Origin of the sequence: Erythrobacter sp. SDW2, from assembly GCF_021431965.1 — a bacterium.
Lineage (GTDB): Bacteria > Pseudomonadota > Alphaproteobacteria > Sphingomonadales > Sphingomonadaceae > Parerythrobacter.
Window position 1 is genome coordinate 1817264 of record NZ_CP090370.1, and the last position, 20472, is coordinate 1837735.

18 protein-coding genes and 1 pseudogene are annotated in these 20472 nt (G+C 64.7%); 11 read left to right on the plus strand and 8 right to left on the minus strand.

Annotated features, from left to right (window positions below):
- Nucleotides 1–17: 17 nt before the first annotated feature.
- Both LY632_RS14365 and LY632_RS14370 read right to left on the minus strand, forming a co-directional pair.
- Nucleotides 18–857, minus strand: a complete 840-nt coding sequence (locus LY632_RS14365; protein WP_370636572.1) for a ComF family protein — start codon at nucleotides 855–857, stop codon at nucleotides 18–20.
- A 57-nt stretch (nucleotides 858–914) separates the two neighbouring features.
- Nucleotides 915–1073, minus strand: a pseudogene (locus LY632_RS14370) (double zinc ribbon domain-containing protein); the annotation flags it as partial.
- 42 nt (nucleotides 1074–1115) lie between these two features.
- On the opposite strand from LY632_RS14370, the gene LY632_RS08870 reads away from it, so the two are divergent.
- A complete protein-coding gene (locus tag LY632_RS08870; RefSeq protein WP_234090783.1) occupies nucleotides 1116–1871 on the plus strand; it encodes a methyltransferase domain-containing protein in 756 nt (251 codons plus the stop codon).
- Between the two features lies 1 nt (nucleotide 1872).
- Here LY632_RS08870 and ppdK read toward each other — a convergent pair whose 3' ends face one another.
- The 5 genes from ppdK to LY632_RS08890 all read right to left on the minus strand — a co-directional run bounded on the left by ppdK (nucleotide 1873) and on the right by LY632_RS08890 (nucleotide 10279).
- On the minus strand, nucleotides 1873–4545 hold the full coding sequence (gene ppdK / locus LY632_RS08875; RefSeq protein ID WP_234090784.1) for a pyruvate, phosphate dikinase: 2673 nt from the start codon (nucleotides 4543–4545) through the stop codon (nucleotides 1873–1875).
- 69 nt (nucleotides 4546–4614) lie between these two features.
- A complete protein-coding gene (gene glyS, locus LY632_RS08880) occupies nucleotides 4615–7095 on the minus strand; it encodes a glycine--tRNA ligase subunit beta (RefSeq protein ID WP_234090785.1) in 2481 nt (826 codons plus the stop codon).
- Complete coding sequence (locus LY632_RS14315; protein WP_255695715.1) at nucleotides 7088–7216, minus strand: hypothetical protein; 129 nt, start codon at nucleotides 7214–7216, stop codon at nucleotides 7088–7090. The genes glyS and LY632_RS14315 overlap by 8 nt, the downstream gene beginning before the upstream one ends.
- Entirely contained in the window at nucleotides 7213–8112 is a 900-nt protein-coding gene (locus LY632_RS08885) for a glycine--tRNA ligase subunit alpha (RefSeq protein ID WP_234090786.1), read from the minus strand. The genes LY632_RS14315 and LY632_RS08885 overlap by 4 nt, the downstream gene beginning before the upstream one ends.
- A gap of 67 nt (nucleotides 8113–8179) precedes the next feature.
- Nucleotides 8180–10279 carry a molybdopterin oxidoreductase family protein gene (locus LY632_RS08890; protein ID WP_234090787.1) on the minus strand — a complete coding sequence of 700 codons (2100 nt, stop codon included), beginning with the start codon at nucleotides 10277–10279 and terminating at the stop codon, nucleotides 8180–8182.
- Nucleotides 10280–10601: 322 nt separating this feature from the next.
- On the opposite strand from LY632_RS08890, the gene LY632_RS08895 reads away from it, so the two are divergent.
- The 8 genes from LY632_RS08895 to LY632_RS08930 all read left to right on the plus strand — a co-directional run bounded on the left by LY632_RS08895 (nucleotide 10602) and on the right by LY632_RS08930 (nucleotide 15992).
- Entirely contained in the window at nucleotides 10602–10796 is a 195-nt protein-coding gene (locus tag LY632_RS08895) for a helix-turn-helix transcriptional regulator (protein ID WP_234090788.1), read from the plus strand.
- Nucleotides 10783–11208 carry a hypothetical protein gene (locus LY632_RS08900; protein ID WP_234090789.1) on the plus strand — a complete coding sequence of 142 codons (426 nt, stop codon included), beginning with the start codon at nucleotides 10783–10785 and terminating at the stop codon, nucleotides 11206–11208. The genes LY632_RS08895 and LY632_RS08900 overlap by 14 nt, the downstream gene beginning before the upstream one ends.
- Before the next feature lie 44 nt (nucleotides 11209–11252).
- Nucleotides 11253–12152 (plus strand): TraB/GumN family protein, encoded by a 900-nt coding sequence (locus LY632_RS08905; protein ID WP_234090790.1) that lies wholly within the window; start codon nucleotides 11253–11255, stop codon nucleotides 12150–12152.
- Entirely contained in the window at nucleotides 12149–13024 is an 876-nt protein-coding gene (locus tag LY632_RS08910) for a TraB/GumN family protein (RefSeq protein ID WP_234090791.1), read from the plus strand. The genes LY632_RS08905 and LY632_RS08910 overlap by 4 nt, the downstream gene beginning before the upstream one ends.
- 125 nt (nucleotides 13025–13149) lie before the next feature.
- The gene (locus LY632_RS08915; protein ID WP_234090792.1) at nucleotides 13150–13794 is read left to right on the plus strand and encodes a 50S ribosomal protein L25/general stress protein Ctc; all 645 of its coding nucleotides are present in this window, start codon (nucleotides 13150–13152) and stop codon (nucleotides 13792–13794) included.
- A gap of 88 nt (nucleotides 13795–13882) precedes the next feature.
- Nucleotides 13883–14452, plus strand: a complete 570-nt coding sequence (pth, locus tag LY632_RS08920; protein ID WP_234090793.1) for an aminoacyl-tRNA hydrolase — start codon at nucleotides 13883–13885, stop codon at nucleotides 14450–14452.
- A gap of 6 nt (nucleotides 14453–14458) precedes the next feature.
- Nucleotides 14459–14974 (plus strand): topology modulation protein, encoded by a 516-nt coding sequence (locus tag LY632_RS08925; protein WP_234090794.1) that lies wholly within the window; start codon nucleotides 14459–14461, stop codon nucleotides 14972–14974.
- Between the two features lie 22 nt (nucleotides 14975–14996).
- A complete protein-coding gene (locus tag LY632_RS08930) occupies nucleotides 14997–15992 on the plus strand; it encodes an SDR family oxidoreductase (RefSeq protein WP_234090795.1) in 996 nt (331 codons plus the stop codon).
- 10 nt (nucleotides 15993–16002) lie between these two features.
- Here LY632_RS08930 and LY632_RS08935 read toward each other — a convergent pair whose 3' ends face one another.
- Nucleotides 16003–18366 (minus strand): zinc-dependent metalloprotease, encoded by a 2364-nt coding sequence (locus tag LY632_RS08935; protein ID WP_234090796.1) that lies wholly within the window; start codon nucleotides 18364–18366, stop codon nucleotides 16003–16005.
- 120 nt (nucleotides 18367–18486) lie between these two features.
- Here LY632_RS08935 and ychF point away from each other — a divergent pair, with 120 nt between their 5' ends.
- Nucleotides 18487–19587: a redox-regulated ATPase YchF gene (gene ychF, locus LY632_RS08940; RefSeq protein WP_234090797.1), complete on the plus strand. Its 1101-nt coding sequence runs from the start codon at nucleotides 18487–18489 to the stop codon at nucleotides 19585–19587.
- Between the two features lie 78 nt (nucleotides 19588–19665).
- Complete coding sequence (locus LY632_RS08945) at nucleotides 19666–20469, plus strand: DUF1206 domain-containing protein (RefSeq protein ID WP_234090798.1); 804 nt, start codon at nucleotides 19666–19668, stop codon at nucleotides 20467–20469.
- Nucleotides 20470–20472: the final 3 nt, after the last annotated feature.

Genomic DNA, 20472 nt, shown 5'->3' on the forward strand with positions numbered 1-20472 from the left:
ACAGATTTGTTGCAGATTCAGCACAGGGCGGTGCCAAAACAGGACGGGCATGGCAATGCCTCTTTTCTGTCAGCCAGATGAATGAAAAACATTGCCCCACGGCAACTCCAGCCGTCCACCGGAATAAGGCCCACCAAGTGGCCGGGTTCAGGGGGTAGGCCGGGAACGACCGCATCATGGGGGTGATGCTGTTTCCGGGACAAGACGATGAGGGAGTGGACCCTCGTGCGGCCTTCGGGGGACGGCCGCCGGGTCCTACGAATTTCGTCACGTGGCGCCCGAGGTCCTAGCGGCCTCGGGCGTTCACTTTCCGGCATTGCGGTCTGCGGCGGCACGGTTTCGTCGAGCACCCTGGCGAAGCAGGCAATCCTCACGCTCTTCGCACCGCCGCGGAGCAGGGCGCGGGTGCAGGCGTCGGTCGTGGCACCGCTGGTGAGGACGTCATCGACGAGTATGACAGGCAGCCCTTCCAAGGCCTTCCGTGGCCCTGCCCGAGCGATAATCGCGCCCGACAAGGCGCGTTCGCGGGCTTTCCGGCCAAGTCCGCCCAGTGATGGGGTCTGCTTTACGCGATGGAGGGCATCGAGGCACACGGCCCTGCCCGTCAGGCGGCCGATCTCGCGGGCGAGCAGGGCTGCCTGGTTGTAGCCACGCCGCCAGATCCGCCACCGGTGCAACGGTACGGGTACCAGGATGCTGTCGTGGGGCAATTCGCCCAGCCGCGCGATCATAAGCCGCGCCATCATTGTGGCCAGCGCAATCCGCCCTCCATGCTTGAAGCGCAGCACCAGCTGGCGTGATGTGTCGTTGTATAGCGTGGCGGCAGAGATCCCGACGTGTTTCGGCGGCTCCGCCATACATGGCCCGCAGATGCTCGCTGCCAGCGTTCCGGAGCCGAGCGGGCGCTGGCATGTGGCGCAGGACGGCTCGCCGGGGATCGCCAACCCGCTCCAGCAGGCAGCGCAAAGGCCGCTTTGCGCCTCTATTCCCTCTCCGCACAGCGGGCAGCGCGGCGGATAGAGAAAGTCCACAATGGGCCTAAGCCCGACGGCCAATGAGGTGCCCCAACGCATGGCTAGCTTGTCACGCCCGCCCCTCTGCGGCAGGGCGCGCTGATGACCGAGCCACGCGTCCCGAAGATTTTCTCCCGCCAGCGGGCCATGGCCAAATGGAACCGTGCGCAATCGCGGCGCAATCGCCCGGATGCGGCGCAATACATCGTCGATACGATCGCAGAGGACATCATCGAGCGCCTCGAATTCATGCGCGCGCAGCCGAACAACGCGCTGGTAATCGGGGATACGACCGGCAAGCTTGGGTCATGGCTAGCCCAGCAAGGGGTTGTAGGAAAGGCCGCTGCACTTGGCAGCTTCGATGAAGCGCAGCCGTGGCCGAACAGCGGCTTCGATCTGATTGTCCATCTGATGGGCCTTGGCCACGTCAACGACCTACCGGGAGCATTGCTCCATGCCCGCGGTGCCCTGGCCGAGGGTGGCATTCTGATGGCGGCTTTCCCGGGCGCAGGATCGCTAACCGTGCTGCGCCAGATCATGCTTGCCGCCGATGGCGAGCGGCCCGCAGCGCGGATGCATCCGCTGGTGGACAATCAGGCCGGGGCTGGCCTGTTGCAAAGGGCCGGGTTCAAGCGGCAGGTGGTCGATAGCTACCCCTTGCGGGTTCGGTTCGGTTCACTCGACCGGATGGTGAGCGACCTGCGAGACCATGGTCTTACTTCAGCCCTCGCCACCGGGCCTTGGCCGGTTACCAAGGCAGGGTATCGACGTGCCCTCGCGGCGTTCGACGGGCTGCGTGACGGGGACGGAAAAGTCTCCGAGACCGTCGAGATACTGACGCTAACCGCCTGGCGTTAGGTTACTTTGCCCGCAGCGAAGCCTGCGCCGCCGCCAGCCGGGCGATCGGCACGCGGTAGGGCGAGGCGCTGACATAATCGAGCCCGACTTCCTCGCAGAAGGCGATACTCGCCGGGTCCCCGCCATGCTCGCCGCAGATGCCGAGCTTGAGGTTCGGACGCACCGCCCTGCCCCGTTCCGCCCCCATCCGCACCAGCTGGCCGACGCCTTCGACATCGAGGCTGACGAAGGGATCGCGGGCGTAGATCCCCTTCTCGACATAGGGGGTCAGGAACCGACCGGCATCGTCGCGGCTGACGCCGAGCGTGGTTTGGGTCAGGTCGTTGGTGCCGAAGCTGAAGAAGCGCGCTTCCTCGGCAATCTCGCCCGCCATCAGCGCCGCGCGCGGCAGTTCGATCATGGTCCCGACGAGGTAATCGAGATGCTGACCCGTTTCCGCGAAAACCTCCTTGGCCACGCGGTTGACGAGGGCGCGCAGGATTTCGAGCTCGCGTTTGGTCCCGACGAGCGGGATCATGATTTCGGGCACAGGCGCTTCCCCCGACTCCGCCGCGACTTCACAAGCGGCCTCGAAGATGGCGCGCGCCTGCATCTCGTAGATCTCGGGATAGGTGATTCCGAGGCGGCAACCGCGGTGGCCCAGCATGGGATTGAACTCGTGGAGCTCGTCGGCGCGGCGGCGCAGGTGCTTGACCGGGTGTCCGGTGGCGCTGGCCAGTTCCTCGAACTCGGTGTCGCCATGCGGCAGGAACTCGTGCAGCGGCGGATCGAGCAGGCGGATGGTGCACGGCAGGCCCGCCATCACCTCGAAGATCGCCTTGAAGTCGGCCCGCTGCTCGGGCAGCAGCTTGGCCAGAGCCCCGCGCCGCCCGGCCTCGTTCTCGGCCAGGATCATCTGCCGCACCGCGCTGATGCGGGCAGCGTCGAAGAACATGTGCTCGGTCCGGCACAGGCCGATGCCCTGCGCCCCGAACTGGCGCGCCATGCGGCAGTCGGCAGGCGTTTCGGCATTGGTGCGCACGCCCATCCGGCGGTGCCTGTCGGCCCAATCCATGAGCGTGCCGAAGTCACCGGCAAGCTCCGGCTCGATGGTCGGCACTTCCCCCGCCATGACCTGGCCGTTGGCGCCATCGATGGTGATGACATCGCCTTCCTTGAGATCGCGGTTGCCGATCTTCAGCGTGCGACCTTCACGCGCGATCATCACCCCCGACGCGCCCGACACGCAGGGGCGACCCATGCCGCGGGCCACAACCGCGGCGTGTGACGTCATGCCGCCGCGCGCGGTCAGGATACCCTTGGCCGCGTGCATCCCGTGGATGTCCTCGGGACTGGTTTCGACGCGAACGAGGATCACGCTCTCGCCCCGCCCGGCCCACAGCTCGGCGGTATCGGAATCGAGCGCGATCTTGCCGCTCGCAGCGCCCGGAGAAGCGGGAAGCCCCGTGGTTAGCACATCGCGCGGCGCGTCGGGATCGAGCGTCGGGTGCAGCAGCTGGTCGAGCGCCATCGGATCGACCCGCAGGATCGCCTCGTCCTCGCTGATCAGCCCCTCGCCGACCATCTCGACCGCCATCTTGAGCGCGGCCTTGGCGGTACGCTTGCCGGTGCGGGTCTGCAGCATCCACAGCGTGCCGCGTTCGACGGTGAATTCGATGTCCTGCATGTCGCGGTAGTGCTGCTCGAGCAGGTCGAACACGCGGGCGAGCTCGGTGAAGGCTTCGGGCATGGCTTCTTCCATGCTCGGCTTGTCGGCGCCGGCAGCCTCGCGGGCCGCTCTGGTGAGGTATTGCGGGGTGCGGATGCCCGCCACCACGTCTTCGCCCTGCGCGTTGATCAGGAACTCGCCGTAATAGGCCTTCTCGCCCGTGGCGGGGTCGCGGGTGAAGGCGACGCCGGTGGCGGACGTATCGCCCATATTGCCGAACACCATCGCCTGGACGTTCACCGCCGTGCCCATATCGTGCGGTATGTCGTTGAGACGGCGGTAAACCTTGGCCCGCTCGCTGTCCCAGCTGTCGAACACGGCGCGGATCGCGCCCCACAGCTGCTCGGTCACATCCTGCGGGAAGGGTTCGCCGTCGCGTTCGTCCTCGGCGATCTGCTTGTACTCGGCGACCAGCGCCTTCCAGTCTTCAGCCGACATCTCGGTATCGGCGTAGAAGCCCTTGTCTTCCTTGGCGATTTCCAGCGCTTCCTCGAACAGGCCATGATCGAGTCCCAGCACTACGTCGGAATACATCTGGATGAAGCGGCGATAGCTGTCCCAGGCAAAGCGCTCGTCGCCGCTGACCCGCGCCAGTCCCTCGACCGTCTCGTCATTGAGGCCGAGGTTGAGCACAGTGTCCATCATTCCCGGCATCGACTGCGCCGCACCGGATCGGACCGAGACGAGCAGCGGATTGTCCTTGTCGCCCAGACGCTTGCCGACAGTTGCTTCGATATGGCCGAGGGCTGCGGTTACATCGGCACGGAGCTTGTCGCTGAAATCGGCACCCTTGCGCAGGTATTCGAGGCATTCCTCGGTGCTGATGGTGAAGCCCGGGGGCACCGGCAGGCCGATCGAGGCCATTTCGGCGAGGTTCGCCCCCTTGCCGCCGACGATGGTCTTGTCCTTCTGGCGCGGGTCCGAATGGTCGGCTGCGCCGCCGAAAGTGTAGACCGTCTTGTTCATCTTGGCTCCTGGTTGCCTGACCGGCGCGGGCGCCATGTCACACTTGTCACACTGTCTTGGCTGAAAACTCTAACCCTCGATCCAGCTGAAATCCGCCACCCGGTGCACTGCGTCGCGGAACCGGGCTAGCAGGCCCAGCCGGGCGGTGCGCTTTGCTTCTTCTTCGGCGTTCACAATCACATCTTCAAAGAACCGGTCGATCGGTGCGCGCAGCGATGCGAGCGCGGACATGGCGGCAGCGAAGTCTTCCGCCGCAATCGCCGCCTCGGCCTTTGGCTCGGCCGCATCGAGCGCGTCGATCAGCGCCTTTTCGGCCGGCTCGGGCGTGTAGGACAGCGATTTCGCATGACGCTCGGCCATCTTGGCGTCGATCACCGCCTTCATGTCGGGATCGTCGACCATGGCCAGCGGGTCTTCCTCACCTGTCTGGCTAATCTCGCCCTCGATGCCGTGCCAGTCCTCCTTTTTGAGGATGTTTGCTGCGCGCTTGTAGCCGGCGAGGAGGTTGGCGCCGTCTTCGGTGGCCATGAAGGTTTGCAATGCGTTCACACGGGACAGAAGCCGCACGAGGTCATCTTCGTTCCCGAGCGCAAAGACCGCGTCGATCAGGTCGTGACGAACGCCTGCCTCGCGCTGCTGGACTTTGAGGCGGTCGGCGAAGAATTCGTTCAATTCCAAAATCGGGTCAACGGCGGCTTGCTCTTTCACTGCTGTGAGGAATTTCGGGTCCGTGAGCTGTGTTGTAACCAATGAGGATACGAAGCCGCGATCCACATGAGACTGCCATTTGGTCCAGTCCGACCACAGCTTAACTGGATGAGCCTCCCATTCCCGCTCAAGTACCTTTGTCATCGACGACCACGCCGCCACTATGGTTTGATATATTGGAAGTCGCAGGGAGTTTTTTGTGGCTATCCCAATGACACCGAGAGATGCCCGTCTGAGCGCAAAGGGATCCTTCGAACCCGTGGGCGCAAGCCCAATGGAAAAGAATGAGATCAAAGTATCCAGCTTATCCGCCAGCGACACCGCCACCGTCACCGGCGCAGTCGGCACCTCGTCGCCCTGCCCGACCGGCTTGTAGTGATCGCGGATCGCGTCGGCGACTTCGTCGGGCAAGCCTTCGGCGCGGGCATAGTAGCCGCCCATCAGGCCTTGCAACTCGGGGAACTCGCCGACCATTTCGGTGACGAGGTCGGCCTTGGCGAGGCGCGCGGCCTGTTCGGCGAGGTCGGCCAGTTCCTCCTTCGTCATCCCAGCGGAAGCTGGGATCGCTGTCGGGGTTGCGCCGTGGCTGGGAGCGGTCCCAGCTTTCGCTGGGACGACGATCCCCTCTTCCACCAACCACCGTGCCAGCTTCGCCACCCGTTCGACTTTGTCGGCGACGGTGCCCAGCTTCTCGTGGAAGGTGATCCGCTCCAGCTTCTTCGCGTGCTCGGCCAGCGGCGTCTTCTGATCCAGTTGCCAGAAGAACCGCGCATCGCTGAGCCGCGCGGCGAGCACCTTGCGGTTGCCGTCGACGATCGCTGCGCCGCCGTCCTCCGCCTCGATATTGGCGGTGCAGACGAAGGCATTGGCCAACTCCCTCTCCCCTTCAGGGGAGAGGGTCGGGGAGAGGGGGATATCGGTTTCAGTCCCCTCTCCCTCCGCGCCTTCGGCGCTCCTCCCTCTCCCCTCAAGGGGAGAGGGCTTGGTGCACACGAAATACTTCTGGTTCACCCTTGCAGTGAGCTGGATCACTTCGGGCGGGACTTCGAGATAGGCTTCGTCGAAGCAGCCGAGCAGCGGCACCGGCCATTCGGTGAGGCCCGCGTTCTCGATCACCAGGCCTTCGTCCTCGACCAGCGTCAGCCCCGCATCAGCCGCAACCTTGGCTGCCCCGGTGCGGATGATGTCTTGCCGCTCGGCATGATCGACGATGACATGGCACGCGCGCAGCTTCTCGGCGTAGTCGTGCGCGCCGCCGATGGTGATTTCGCCCGAATGGTGGAAGCGGTGCCCCATGGTGGCGTAGCCCGATCGGATGCCGTCAATTTCGCACTCGACCAGATCCTCGCCGAGTATGGCGACGATGCCCGATAGCGGGCGCACCCAGCGCAGGCTCTCGGTCGAAATCGAGGCCTCTCCCCAGCGCATCGATTTGGGCCAGCTGAAGTCGCGGATAATCGCTGGTATGGCGTCGGCGAGGACGTCCTTCACCGCGCGCCCCGGCTTCTCGATCACAGCGAACCAGGTGCCCCGGCCCTTCACGTCGCGCAAGGTCAGCTGGTCGCGGGTCACGCCGTTCTTGCGGCAGAAACCGTCGATGGCGGCATCGGGTGCGCCTTCGGGCGGGCCCTTGGATTCCTCGCTGACGGCCTCGGTCGCCAGCGGCAAATCGCGGGCGATCAGTGCGAGGCGGCGCGGCGTCGACCAGACGGTGAGTTCGCCGACCGTGAGACCCGCAGCCTCCATCTCGCGGCGGAACAGGCGGGCAAGCTCGTCACGCGCCCCGGCCTGCATCCGGGCAGGGATTTCTTCGCAGCGGAGCTCGAGGAGGAAGTCAGCCATAGGCCGCCTCCCCGACCAAAACCCGTTCGCGCTGAGCATGTCGAAGCGCAGGCGAGAGGCTGGCGTTCTGGCTGGCCTTCGACAGGCTCAGGCCGAACGGACATTGTGCGACACTGCTCATGCCGACCACTCCGGATATTTCTCGGCCCAGCCGGCGGCTTCCTTCGCCATATGCGCTTCGCAGCTGCCGCGGGCGAGGTCGCGCACGCGGCCCATGTAGCTGGCGCGTTCCTGCACGCTGATCACGCCACGCGCCTGGAGGAGGTTGAAGATGTGGCTCGCCTCCACCGCCTGCTCATAGGCAGCGATGGGGACATTGGCGTCGAGCGCGTTCCTGCACTCGGCCTCGGCCTTGTTGAACAGGTCGAACAGCGCATCGGTTTGCGCGACCTCGAAGTTCCATTTCGACATCTGCTTCTCGTTCTCGAGAAACACCTGCCCGTAGGTCACGCCGCGACCGTTGAAATCGAGATCGTACACATTGTCGACGCCCTGGATATACATCGCCAGCCGTTCGAGCCCGTAGGTCAGCTCGCCCGCCACCGGCTTGCAGTCGAACCCGCCCATCTGCTGGAAATAGGTGAACTGGGTCACTTCCATCCCGTCGCACCAGACCTCCCAGCCGAGGCCCCAGGCGCCCAGCGTGGGGCTTTCCCAGTCGTCCTCGACGAAGCGGATGTCGTGCTTGAGCGGGTCGATCCCGATCACCCGCAGGCTCTCGAGATAGAGCTCCTGGATGTCCGGCGGTGAAGGCTTCAGGATCACCTGGTACTGGTAATAATGCTGCAGCCGGTTGGGGTTCTCGCCATAGCGCCCGTCGGTCGGGCGGCGGCAGGGCTGGACGAAGGCCGCGTTCCACGGCTCCGGCCCCAGCGCGCGCAGCGTGGTGGCGGTGTGGAAGGTGCCCGCGCCCATGCGCATGTCATAGGGTTGCAGGATCAGGCAGCCCTGCGCGCTCCAGAAATCATGAAGCGCGAGGATCATGTCCTGAAACGACTTTTGCGGATTCCGGTCCATTCGCGGCGCTTTGGCGGAGCGGCTAGAGAGCGTCAATGCCGCAGTGCAGCATATCGACGCTGCAAAACTACTCCGCGGCGACGATCTCCTCGGCCCGTTCCACCGTTACCGGCGTTCCGTTGAGCACGGCATTGCCGGTCAGCCGGTCATAGCGCTCCGGGTCGGTCAAGTCATTGAGCGAGACCCCGGCATGGGCGGCAGCGGTCCTCCAGCTGACTCCTTCGCGGTGGTGGCCCCAGCCATGCGGCAGGCTGACGACGCCGGGCATGATGTCCTCTGTCACTTCCACCGCGACCTCGACCGCGCCGACCCGGCTCGCGACGGTGGCGAGATCGCCGTCCGCCAGCCCGCGCTCGGCAGCATCGGTGGGATGGATCATCAGCGTGCAGCGGTCCGGCCCCTTCACCAGCCGCTGCGCATTGTGCAGCCAACTGTTGTTGGAGCGGACATGGCGGCGACCGATCAGGCTGAGCTGGCCCTCGGCACGTTCGCCAAGGCGGCTGCGGAAGCGCTCCACTTCCTCCGCCAGATCCTCGGAAAGAACGTTGATCTTGCGGTTGTCGGTCAGCAACCGGTCCTTGAGGCAGGGTTGCAACGGCCCGAGATCGACCCCGTTGGGCTGCGCCTCGACTTCGGCCAGCGACATGCCCGCTGGCGAAGCGCGGAGCATCGCGTCGAGCCGTTCGCGCGGGGTCTCGAAATTGGGCACCGCCTTGCCGCGCTCGGCGAAGATCGCCTGCGCCAGTTCGCCCGCGATCTCCCAGTCGGCCTTGGCGCCTTCCTCCATCGGCAGAGTGGCGGGCGAATAGGCCCCGAAATTGCGCACCGCGAGCGGGCCGAAGAAGAAGGTGAAGTGATCCTTCTCCAGCGGACCACACGGCGGCAGGATGTAATGCGCGTGGCGGCTCGTCTCGGTGATCTGCATGTCCATGCTGACCATCAGTTCGAGATTTGCGAGCGCCTGTTCGGTCCGCTGCCCGTCGGGCGCGGAAAGGACCGGATTGCCCGCGATGACGAACAGCGTGCGGATGCGCTGGTCGTCCTGGCGGCTGAGCTCATCGGCAAAGGCGATGGTCGGGATCTCGCCCATTACCGAAGGCAGCGGACCGCGCGCGGTCTCGATGGTCTTGACCCCGCCCCGCCCGACCTGCGCCACGAGGTCGAGCAGCGGCTGCGGGAACATCGCCCCGCCCGCGCGGTCGAGATTGCCGGTGGCGAGGTTGACTAGCTGGATCAGCCACTGGTTGAGTGCGCCGAATTCGCACACCGACACACCCATCCGGCCGTAGAGCGCAGCGGGCTGGCCGTTGGCAAGCTCGCTTGCAAGGCGGCGGATAGTGGCGGCGGGAATGCCGCAATGTGCGGCCAGTTCTTCGAGATCGAAGCTGTCGACCAGCGGCTTGATCTTCGACCAGCTGTCATCGACCAGTTCGGCCAGGCCCGGGCGCAGAGCATCGTCATCCGCCAGCACGCATTGCAGCAGGCCGATCAGCAGTGCGGTGTCGGTGCCGGGGATGATCGGATGCCATTCGTCGGCCACCCGCGCCGTCTCGGTCCGGCGAGGGTCGATTACCACCAGCCTGCCGCCACGCGCCTGCATTTCCTTCACCCGGTTGCGGAAGTCGGGGACGGTCCACAGGCTACCGTTGGATGCCATCGGATTGCCGCCGACGATCACGATCAGCTGCGAGCGGTCGATATCTGGCACCGCTGCCAGGCTGACATGGCCGTAAAGCTGGTACTGCGCATAATGATGCGGGATCTGGTCGAGTGTAGAGGCCGAGAAGGTCCCCCTCGCCCCGACGGCGCGCTGGAGATAGCCCGACTGGGTCGAGAGCGCATAATCGTGCGCCCCCGGATTGCCGCGATAGAAGGCGGCGCGGGCACCTTCGTTCTGCAGCGCGACGACCTTCTCCGCGATTTCGCGGAAGGCGGTGTCCCAGTCGATCTCCTGCCAGCCCGTGGCGGTACGCTTCACCGGGCGGCGCAGACGATCGGGATCGTCCTGCAGATCGGCGATGGCGGTCGCCTTGGGGCAGATATGCCCGCGGCTCAGCACATGATCTGGATTGCCCTTGATGGAGACGACCTTCCGCCCGTCCAGCTCCACCAGAACCCCACAATTGGCCTCACAAATGTGGCAGGTGCGGTGATGGATGGTGGTCATGGCGTCTCTCCTCCCAGCGGTGCGTAGCATGCCGAACCGCCCCGCGCCAGCAAGCGGCGATGTCGTGCAATCTTTACCTTTGGTAAGGTATACTTGACATAGTCAGCGAATCAGGACATATAGTCATGCATACCTGACATTTGGTCAGGATCGATTGACGGAGACGTAAGATGTTCAAAGCCCTTGTGCCTTTGATTCCCAACCTTTCCCCAGCCCGGAGAGAGGCCGCTGCGCAGGTGCTCGCTTCGACTACATTGTTTCTGGCGGGATACGGCCTCGCCGGATTGATGTTCGACCTCGCGCGCGCCGTTTCCTGATCGCCATGAATAACCGCCTCAAAGTCCTGCGTGCCGAGCGTGACTGGAGTCAGGCCGAACTGGCCGGGCGGCTCGATGTCTCGCGCCAGGCGGTCAATGCGATCGAGACCGGCAAGCATGATCCATCCTTGCCGCTCGCCTTCCGCATCGCCCGCCTCTTCAACATGCCCATCGAGGAGATATTCCATGACGGACACTGATACCCTCTCATCCGGTGAGCAGCGGCTGCGTCGGCGCCGGAATGCCTGGTGGCGTTATCTCGCCCTCGCTTTCGCTGGTTCGGTCGTCGCCGGATTTGCCAGCGGCTATCTGGCCGGAGCCTATCAGAATGGCACGATCCCGTTGTGGTTGCCGGTGACGGCCTGCATCGCGGTGATTGTGCTGCTGGGCTGGATGACCCGTGACTACTTCCGCCGGATCGACGAGCTCGACCTGATGGACAATCTCTGGGCCCATCTGTTCGGGCTTTATGCCGGCATCAGCCTGTTCGGTGGGTGGTACTTTTTCGCCGATCTGGGCCTGACAGGTTACCCCACGGCCCCCGCGATCATGCTGGCCATGTTGGTCTTCACCTTCGCCGCCTATGGTCTGCGCAAGCTGGGCCTGCGCTGACCCCATTCATTCTCCCTCAACTCGCCTCCTGTGAAAGGTTCCCCATGATGAAATCCCTCAAGACCACGCTTGCCACTGCTGCCTCCGGCCTCGTCCTGATGCTCGCCGCACCTGCCATGGCGGAAACGCCTGCGGTCCCGGCCGGTCCGGCGCTGTGGAAGGTCGCGGATGCCGACACCACCATCTATCTGTTCGGCACCGTCCATGTCCTGCCCGACGGCAAGAACTGGTTCACCCCCACGATCGAGACCGCGCTCGACAGTTCGGACATGCTGGTGACCGAGATTCCGTCGGGCCCCGAGACCGATGCCCGCACGCTGCAACTGGTCAACGAACTGGGGATGCTCCCCGAAGGCACCACGCTGCGTAGCCTGATGACCGAGGAACAACGCGCCAATTACGAGGCGGCGCTCGGCGGACTGGGTGTGCCGCCTGAGGCTTTCGACGCCTACGAACCGTGGCTCGCCACCATCAACCTCTCGATCCTGCCGCTGATCCTGCAGGGCTACCAGATCGACAAGGGCGTGGAGGAAGTGCTGGAAGTAGAAGCGGACAAGGCCATCGAACGCGGCGCTCTGGAAACGATCGAGTTCCAGATGGGCATATTCGACAGCGGTTCGCTGCAGGACCAGCTCGCCTATCTCGATACGGCGGCGTCCGATGTCGATAAAGTGACCCCGATGCTCAATGCCATGGTGGACGAATGGATCGAAGGCGATGCCGATGGCCTGGCCGCGATCATGAACGAGAGCCTCGCGGAAACGCCGGCCATGGCGGAAACCCTGCTCTATAACCGGAATGCCAACTGGGCCGAATGGATCGAGGCCCGGCTCGAACAGCCCGGCACGGTCTTTGTCGCGGTCGGCGCCGGCCATCTTGCCGGTGAGCGCAGCGTGCAGGACTATCTCGCCCAGCGCGGCATCACGACTGACCGCGTGCAATGATCGGCAGGACTTTCCTCGCAGGCGCGGCGGCATTGATGCTGGCCGCCTGCGGGGAGGCCCCTCCCCCTCCCCCGGCGGACAATCCGCTGTTGTGGGAGATTGCCAGTGCCGACGGGCAGGTCGAGGGGTGGCTCTTCGGCACCATCCATGCCCTGCCTGATGGGGTGGTGTGGCAGACGGGAGCGGTCGATGATGTGATCAACGCCGCCGACTACCTCGTGCTGGAAGTGGCCGACCTGCAGGACAGCAGCGCGATCCAGCAAACCTTTGCCGGACTGGCCCGGTCGCCCGGCCTGCCATCGCTGGAGTACCGGGTCGATCCGGCACAGCGGCCTGTCTTGGCCAAGCTATCCGACGAAACGCCTTATTCGCCTGAGGAATTCCGCCAGATCGAGACTTGGGCTGCGGCGTTGATCCTCGCCAATGCCATTCGCACCGACGCCGACCCGACGAACGGAGTCGACCGGGCGTTGCAACGCCTGTTCGCCGACCGCCGGATCGAGGAATTCGAAGGTGCCGAACGCCAGTTCGCGATTTTCGATGCTCTGGCCGAATCCGACCAGCGGGCGGTGCTCTCCGCCGTACTGGAAGAAGCAGGCGGAACCGAACGATCGGGCAGCCCGGCAGCCATCTGGCTGTCAGGCGACATCGCGGCGCTGGAAGCGGAGACCGCGCGTGGCATGCTGGCGGACCCGGAAGTGGCCGACGCCCTGCTGACCCGGCGCAACCTTGCGTGGATCGGGCAGACGGTCGACCTGCTCGAAGGGCCGCAGCGCCCGCTTATCGCGGTTGGCGCTGCGCACCTTGTCGGGCCGGAGGGACTCGTTGCCCTGCTCCAGGCGCAGGGCTTCACTGTCCGTCGCCTGCGCTAGGCGGCGTTATTCCTTGCATCGTGGGCGCGTTGCCCCTAAGGGGCCGCCCTTCGGACGCCATGGTCATCCCTGGAGGCGTGGCGGATCCGATTTGAACCAAGCAAGCATTTCGAAAGGTATGTGACATGAGCGACGCTCTGACCCTGCCGGCCGAAGCGCGCGAACGGGCTGGCAAGGGAGCCTCCCGTGCATTGCGTCGCGATGGCCGTGTACCCGCTGTGATCTATGGCGGAAACGAAGAACCCCTGATGATCCACGTCGAAGCCAAGGAGCTGACCCGTCAGCTCAACACCGGCCACTTCATGAACTCGATCGTGAACATCGAAATCGGCGGCAAGAGCATCCGCACGCTGCCCAAGGACGTCGCTGTCCATCCTGTGAGCGACCGCCCCGAGCATGCCGACTTCCTGCGCCTGTCGAAGGACGCCAAGGTCGAAGTGAACGTGCCGGTGGTCTTCATCAACGAAGAGAAGAGCCCGGGCCTGAAGAAGGGCGGCGTGCTCAATATCGTTCGTCACGAACTCGACCTGATCTGCGATGCCGACAAGATTCCGAGCGAGATCGTCATCGACGTCACGGGCAAGGATGTCGGCGACGCGATCCACATCAGCGAAGTCTCGCTGCCGGCCGGTTCGGAAAGCGCGATCACCGATCGCGACTTCACCATTGCCACGCTGGTTGCTCCCTCGGCCCTGAAGAAGGCCGAAGGCGCCGCTGCCGCTGAAGGCGCTGGCGAGGACGCAAACGAAGAAGAAGCTGACGAAGAGTAAGCTGAAAGCTATCGCAATCACCAAGGCGCCGGGCTTCGCGAGAAGTCCGGCGTTTTGCTTTTCATGGCGAGCGCACTAGAGGACCGGGATGCAGATCTGGACAGGCCTTGGAAATCCCGGACCGGGATATGCGATGCACCGGCATAACGTCGGTTTCATGGTGTGCGACGTTATCGCCGACATGTACGATTTCGGCCCGGTGCAGAAGAAGTTCCGGGGCTGGGTCCAGGAGGGGCGGATCGGGACCGAGAAGATCCTCCTGCTCAAGCCCGCGACCTACATGAACGAGAGCGGCCGCAGCGTCGGCGAGGCCTTGCGCTTCTACAAGCTCGGCATGGAGGACCTGACCGTGTTCCACGACGAGCTCGACCTCGCCCCGTTCAAGGTCAAGGTGAAGCGGGGCGGCGGAACGGCTGGCCACAATGGCCTCCGTTCGATCGACCAGCATCTCGGACCCGATTTCCGCCGCGTGCGCATCGGTATCGGGCATCCCGGACACAAGGAGCGCGTCCACGGCCATGTCCTTGGCAACTACGCCAAGAGCGAGCTGGACGATCTTGCCGCCATGCTCGGCGGAATAGGCAGCGAAGCCGAATGGCTTGCCAAGGGCGATGATGCCCGTTTCATGAGCGAACTGGCGCTGCGGTTGCAGGACTAGCCCGCCATGCATCGGGTCATGATCGTCGGTCCATGCGGTTCGGGCAAGAGCACGCTTTCGTTCGAACTGGCGCGGCGGCTTCGCTTGCCGCTGATCCATATGGACCAGCTCAACTGGCAACCCGGTTGGGTCGAGAGTCCGGACGACGTCCTGCTGGCCCGGGTCGAAGAGGCGGCTTCCGGCGAGCGCTGGATCATCGAGGGGAACTATGGCGGGACCATGGCTCCGCGCCTCGCCCGCGCGGATACCGTGATTTACCTCGACTATCCTGTCCCGCTTTGTTTCTGGCGCATGTTGAAACGGGTCTGGCATTACCGGGGACAGGTGCGTCCCGATATGACCGAGGGTTGCCCCGAGCGGTTCGATCTCGAATTCATGTGGTACCTCGCCAACTGGAGCCGCGGCCCGCGCCAGCGGACGGAGGCCAAGCTCAGGGGCCAGGAGGCGAAAGTGATCCGCCTGCGACACCCGAAAGCGCTCGAGGCATGGCTGGACAGGATACCACTCGCTGGGGCAAGCTAGGTCTTCCAGAGGAGATGTCCCGATGACTGCCATCGACCGCCGTACGCTACTGGCCAGTGCCGCTGCGACAACCGCCCTCGCCGCCGCGCCTTCACGCAGTATGGCCGAGACGGCTGCGAAGGATCCCGACCTGTCGGGCAAGAGCATCCTCATAACCGGCTGCTCATCGGGCTTCGGCAGGCTGGGCGCGGAGCACTATGCCCGGCTCGGCGCGCGCGTCTTCGCCACCATGCGCAATTTGCCGAGACCGGAGGCGGAGGAATTGCGCCAACTGGCGGGCGACGAAAAGCTCGACCTGCATGTTCTGCAGATCGACGTCCTCTCCGACAAGGAATGCGAAGCCGGCGTCTCGCGCGCGGAAAGCATCAACGGCGGCCCGCTGGACGTGTTGGTGAACAACGCCGGCATCGGCATTTCCGGCCCGGTTGAGGTCCAGGACATGGAGGCGACGAAGCTTGCCTTCGACACCAATGTGTTCGGCTGCCACCGGATGGCCCGCGCTGTCCTGCCCGGCATGCGGACGAAGAAGAGCGGGCAGATCTTCCAGATCTCGAGCCAGCTCGGACGGGTTATCGTTCCCTATGGCGGCCATTACTCGGCCACCAAGTTCGCGCTGGAGGCGATGGGCGAGCAGCTCGCCTACGAGCTGGTGCCGCACAATATCGAGGTCACCATCATCGAGCCGGGCGGTTATCCGACCGAGGTCTGGGTCAATCGCAATATCTATACCGGCGCACTCAAGGAACGCGCCGACGACAGGCACACCGACGGGTATGCCCAGGTGGTGGCGCGGATGGGTACCGAGGATGGCTCAGGTCGCACAGCCGATCCGATGGATGTACCGCGCGCCATTGCCCGGACCATTGCCATGCCTGCCGGAAGCCGCCCTCTCCGCCTGCCCGTCAGCGGGGGTGCGATCCCGCAGACGCGGATCAACGAAGTCACAGCCGAAACCCAGGTGCAGTGGCTGGGCAACAGCGGCATCGGCCCGATGATCCGGGCGGTCCACGACGCCTGACCCGACCACGCTAGATCGGCATCCCGGGCGGCACGCTCGGCAGCAGGTTCCGGTCGGCCAACGCGCGGGTCAGCGCGTCCTCGTCGGACAGCAGCGCGCCAAGGCCCCGCCGCCAGTCGGCATCGGCGCCTTTGCCCTTGCTTGCGGACAATGCCTTGGCCCAGGCATCCAGCTGGCCGTCGATCTGCAGCGCAATCGAGCGCGAAAGCTTGCCATCCCGCGCGGTGCGGGCGAGGTCGAGCGCGATCGTGGTGGCGATCCTGCGGCCAATTGCCCCCTGCCCCGCGACGCTCTGCGCATGGGCCAGCAGCCGCGCGACGACATCATAGGCGGAAGGCACGCCGGAGTCCCCGGCATGCTGCATGTCGAGCCGGTTGAGCCGCTGTGGATCGAGCAGGCTGTCGAGGATGTGCACCGCGCCGATCTCCGTAGCGCTTAGCGTATCGAACACGGGTCCGCCGGCCGTGGGCATGACTTCGATATCGGTCTGGTAGTCGCCATCGCTGCCGGGTCCGAAGGAGAGGATCGGCTGCAGCCTCGCAGGCACCGTCAGCGCTTCGACCGACAGAGCCTGTATCAGCGCATCGAGCGCGGCGCGCTGGTTGGCGGCAGGAACGTTCGCCACCATCGCATCGTCACCGGCCAGTGCGACAGGTGCGATTACGCCGCCAAGCGCCTTGGCCGCCGCTTCGCTCTGGTAGCGATGCAGCAGCCAGATCGGCACGAAGGCGCGGCGCAGGCTCGCCATGTCCTGCCCGCCGGGGATGGCGTCGATGTTGAACCTTTGCAGCGCCACCTTGCGCACTTCCATGACACGGGCGAGTTCCGCGACTGGATCGCCGCCGTCGTCCCACAATGCCCCTTGCGGGTTTGCCGTGTCGAAGCCACGCGCATCGCCATCGCCGACGAAGCGCAGGCCCTGCGCCCGGGCCTCGGCAACCATCGCCCGCGCTTCCTCGTCGGTCGTGGCCCCATAGAGATAGCGGACGACGAACTTGTCCCATTCCCCGATGCCGGTGCCATAGGCATCGGTCAGGTCGAGCTTGCCGTCAGTCAGCTTCACCCTCGGTGCGGGGTAATCCATCACCGAGTAGCGGCCCTGGCTGCTGCCGGCGAAATTATGCGAGAATCCCAGTGCATGGCCGACTTCGTGGGCGCCGAGCTGACGGATGCGGGCGAGTGCGGTGGCGACCGGATCGTTCGGATCACCCGTCTCGCTCAGCCCCGCGCCGACCAGCGCCTGGAAGATCAGGATGTCCTGCCGAACGCGCAGCGATCCGAGCATGACACTGCCTTTCAGCACCTCGCCGGTGCGGGGATCGACCATCATCCCGCCATAGGACCAGCCCCGTGTCGCGCGGTTGACCCAGTTGACGACATTGTAGCGGATATCGAGCGGATCGGCGCCTTCGGGGAGGATCTCGACCCTGAACGCCCCGGGCAGGCCCGCCGCATCGAAGGCGTCGGACCACCAGCCCACCCCGTCGGCCAGCGCCTGCCGGACCGGCTCGGGCGCGGCTGGGTCGATATAGAAAATGATCGGCTCCTTCACCGGAGAGGTAGGGTCGCTTGGGTCGATCTTCTCCAGCCGGTGCCGCAGCGCCATCTTCTGCAGCATCGGTGCGGCAAGGGGCGCCGAGTAGTCGTATTTGAAATTGGAGAACACGAAGCCGTACGGATCGGTCCGGATCGGGAATGGCTCGGTCGGCAGCGCGATCAGCGAATGGCGCACCCACATCGCCACGTCAGGCCCGGTCGGCGAAACATTGCGCAGCTCGGCCGAAGGGCGCTCCGACGAGAAACTGAGCAAGGCGCTGAACTCGGCGTTGCGCGCAAAGACCTTGACCTTGCCCGGATCGGCCAGCGAGCGCTTGGGGTCGAGCGCATACTTGTTGGCATCGCTGCCCAGCTGCCGCGCAAACCCGAAATGGTCCATCGCCAGGAAGGACGCAAAGTCGAAGCTGAAACTGCCGTCGCCCCTGGTTTCGGCAATCTCTCCGATCCACAGCGTCGCATTGCTGAAGCTGTTGGCCACCGCCGCTTGTTCCGCAGCCGATCCGTTCGGGGCGACGAAGGTCTGGTTCTCCATCTCCGCCACCACCTTGCCGCCAACACGGCGGAAGCGGATCACTCCGTTCTGCAGCCAGGCGCCCCGGTCAACGCCGACGGCCGCCGAGCCCAATCCGGTCTCCACTTGCGCAATATAGATGTAGCGCGCAGCAATCCCGTCAGCACCAGGCTTGGGCAGGGTCAGCATGATCTTGCCGTCCTGCTCCCCCGCCACGACCGGCAACAGCGTGTCCTGCGCATAGGCCACGACTGGAACAAGCGCGCTCGACAGGCTCAACGCAGCGGCGATCATCAGGTGGCGCATGAAAACTCCCCACGGTTGCCGAACCTGATTAGCACCCTTGCCCGCCCTGTCGAGCCACACGGCTTCCCAATGCCGACGCGCGCGGCTAAGGGCGCGCCACATTCTATTCCGGAGTATCCAATGGGTTTTCGTTGCGGGATCGTCGGCCTGCCCAATGTCGGCAAGTCCACCCTGTTCAATGCACTGACCGAGACGCAGGCCGCGCAGGCTGCGAACTATCCGTTCTGCACCATCGAGCCCAATGTCGGGCAGGTGGCCGTCCCGGACGAGCGGCTGCAGAAGATCGCTGCGATTGCCGGGAGCGCCAAGATCATCGAGACCCAGCTGGGCTTCGTCGACATTGCCGGTCTCGTCAAAGGCGCCAGCAAGGGTGAAGGCCTGGGCAACCAGTTCCTCGGCAATATTCGCGAGGTTGACGCAATTGTACATGTGTTGCGGTGCTTCGAGGACGACGATATCCAGCATGTCGCCAACCGGGTCGACCCGCTGGCGGATGCCGAAGTGGTCGAGACCGAGCTGATGTTGTCGGACCTCGAAAGTCTCGAGAAACGCGTGCCCGCAGCCGCCAAGCGCGCCACCGGCGGGGACAAGGAAGCCAAGCTGATGGCCTCGGTGCTGGGGCAAGCACTCGAACTCCTCCGCGAAGGCAAGCCTGCCCGGCTGACCGAGCCCAAGGATGACGAGGAAGCCCGCATCTTCAAGCAGGCGCAACTGCTCACCGCGAAACCGGTGCTCTATGTCTGCAACGTCAGCGAAGAGGATGCCGCAGCGGGCAATCCGCTGTCGGCACAGGTCTTCGCCAAGGCTGAAGCCGAAGGAGCACAGGCCGTGGTCGTCTCCGCCGCAATCGAAGCCGAGCTGGTCGCCATGCCGCAGGAAGAGCGCGCGGAGTATCTGGAGTCGCTCGGCCTGGAAGAAAGCGGCCTCGCCCGCGTGATCCGCGCCGGGTACAAGTTGCTCGGTCTGAAGACCTTTTTCACCGCCGGCCCCAAGGAAGCCCGCGCCTGGACCTTCCACGACGGTGCCCGTGCCCCGCAGGCGGCAGGCGAGATCCACACCGACTTCGAACGCGGCTTCATCCGCGCCGAGACCATCGCCTATGACGACTATGTCGCTCTCGGCGGCGAAGCAGGCGCGAAAGAAGCCGGCAAGTTGCGCCAGGAAGGCAAGGATTACGTGGTGCAGGACGGCGACGTGATGCTCTTCAAGTTCAACGTTTGATCCACTGCGTCGAACGACGGAACCCTTTGCCGCATCGCTCCGTTGGGCAGTTAGGAAACTGCGCCGGGGCAATGTGCAATGGTCGACAAATCGGAAAAATTCAGCTGGCTGGTCAGGCTTGGCTATGCGGCGCGGGGGGTGACCTACGTCCTGCTCGGCTATATTGCGCTCAGCACCGCCGGCGAGGTCCAGTCCGGGGCTGCTGCGGTTTACGACTACTTGCAGGAGGTGCCGCTCGGCACGGTCCTGCTCTGGCTGATGGCTGTGGGTCTCCTGGCCTATGCCGCGTTCAAATTCCTCTCCGCGATCGCGGACATCCAGAGCCGCGGCGATGATGCCGTGGGGTTGACGAAGCGGGTGGGTGACGCCGCCAGCGGAATCGCACACCTCTTCCTTGCTTATGCTGCCTACCAGTTCGCCAATGGCGAGAAGACGTCCGCAGCGGGTGAAGGCGGCGGTCAGGAAATGGCCGGATCGGTGCTCTCGATGAATCTCGGAGCGGCTGTCATCGGCATCATCGGGCTCGGCTTTCTGGTCGGTGCGGTGATGCAGGCCAAGAAGGCGTGGACCTCGTCGTTCATGCGCCACATCTCTGCCGGAGCTCCGCAGGGAGTTCGGACCGCTGGACGTCTCGGCCATGCTGCCCGCGCGGTGGTCTTTCTGCTCATTGGCATTTCCATGTTGGAAGGGGCATGGTTTTCGACCGAAAGCCGCGTCAAGGGCCTTGGTGAAGCAATCCTGTCCTTGCGCGATACCGGACCAGTCTACCTGATCGTAGCCGTAGGCCTGATCATGTTCGGTGTCTTCAGCCTGGTGACCGCGCGATACCGGATCATCCCGGACGTGAACCGCGCGAATTTGCAGAGGAGCGTGCCGGGCTGAAAC

Bases quoted from the DNA above. Each gene is read 5' to 3' on its own strand.
- LY632_RS14365 (WP_370636572.1), bottom strand. From the start codon at position 857: ATGGCGGAGCCGCCGAAACACGTCGGGATCTCTGCCGCCACGCTATAC.
- LY632_RS08870 (WP_234090783.1), top strand. From the start codon at position 1,116: ATGACCGAGCCACGCGTCCCGAAGATTTTCTCCCGCCAGCGGGCCATG.
- ppdK (WP_234090784.1), bottom strand. From the start codon at position 4,545: ATGAACAAGACGGTCTACACTTTCGGCGGCGCAGCCGACCATTCGGAC.
- glyS (WP_234090785.1), bottom strand. From the start codon at position 7,095: ATGGCTGACTTCCTCCTCGAGCTCCGCTGCGAAGAAATCCCTGCCCGG.
- LY632_RS14315 (WP_255695715.1), bottom strand. From the start codon at position 7,216: ATGAGCAGTGTCGCACAATGTCCGTTCGGCCTGAGCCTGTCGAAGGCC.
- LY632_RS08885 (WP_234090786.1), bottom strand. From the start codon at position 8,112: ATGGACCGGAATCCGCAAAAGTCGTTTCAGGACATGATCCTCGCGCTT.
- LY632_RS08890 (WP_234090787.1), bottom strand. From the start codon at position 10,279: ATGACCACCATCCATCACCGCACCTGCCACATTTGTGAGGCCAATTGT.
- LY632_RS08895 (WP_234090788.1), top strand. From the start codon at position 10,602: ATGAATAACCGCCTCAAAGTCCTGCGTGCCGAGCGTGACTGGAGTCAG.
- LY632_RS08900 (WP_234090789.1), top strand. From the start codon at position 10,783: ATGACGGACACTGATACCCTCTCATCCGGTGAGCAGCGGCTGCGTCGG.
- LY632_RS08905 (WP_234090790.1), top strand. From the start codon at position 11,253: ATGATGAAATCCCTCAAGACCACGCTTGCCACTGCTGCCTCCGGCCTC.
- LY632_RS08910 (WP_234090791.1), top strand. From the start codon at position 12,149: ATGATCGGCAGGACTTTCCTCGCAGGCGCGGCGGCATTGATGCTGGCC.
- LY632_RS08915 (WP_234090792.1), top strand. From the start codon at position 13,150: ATGAGCGACGCTCTGACCCTGCCGGCCGAAGCGCGCGAACGGGCTGGC.
- pth (WP_234090793.1), top strand. From the start codon at position 13,883: ATGCAGATCTGGACAGGCCTTGGAAATCCCGGACCGGGATATGCGATG.
- LY632_RS08925 (WP_234090794.1), top strand. From the start codon at position 14,459: ATGCATCGGGTCATGATCGTCGGTCCATGCGGTTCGGGCAAGAGCACG.
- LY632_RS08930 (WP_234090795.1), top strand. From the start codon at position 14,997: ATGACTGCCATCGACCGCCGTACGCTACTGGCCAGTGCCGCTGCGACA.
- LY632_RS08935 (WP_234090796.1), bottom strand. From the start codon at position 18,366: ATGCGCCACCTGATGATCGCCGCTGCGTTGAGCCTGTCGAGCGCGCTT.
- ychF (WP_234090797.1), top strand. From the start codon at position 18,487: ATGGGTTTTCGTTGCGGGATCGTCGGCCTGCCCAATGTCGGCAAGTCC.
- LY632_RS08945 (WP_234090798.1), top strand. From the start codon at position 19,666: ATGGTCGACAAATCGGAAAAATTCAGCTGGCTGGTCAGGCTTGGCTAT.